Genomic DNA, 323 nt, shown 5'->3' on the forward strand with positions numbered 1-323 from the left:
CCGCCGTCAACGTTCCGGCCGTAATCGTTGCTCCTAGCAACGCATTCAGCGTGCCCGCTGTGATTGTTGCGCCAGACACTGCCACCGTGCCGCCCGACAGCGCAACTGTCCCTCCGGAGATAGCCACCGTACCGGCTGTAATCGTGGTGCCGAGCACGGCTGTAATCGTTCCGGCTGTAATGGTTGCTCCCAGCAACGCATCCAGTGTTCCTGCCGTGATCGTCGCGCCGGACACTGCCACCGTGCCGCCTGACAGCGCAACGGTCCCTCCGGAAATCGCCACCGTACCGGCTGTAATCGTCGTGCCAAGTACGGCATTTAAC

General features: G+C 62.2%; 1 pseudogene. It reads right to left on the reverse strand.

What is annotated here, in order from left to right:
* Nucleotides 1–323: pseudogene (locus CFI03_RS18030) on the reverse strand (DUF6385 domain-containing protein); the annotation flags it as partial.

The sequence above is a fragment of the Paenibacillus sp. ATY16 genome, assembly GCF_003399985.2.
Lineage (GTDB): Bacteria > Bacillota > Bacilli > Paenibacillales > Paenibacillaceae > Pristimantibacillus > Pristimantibacillus glycanilyticus.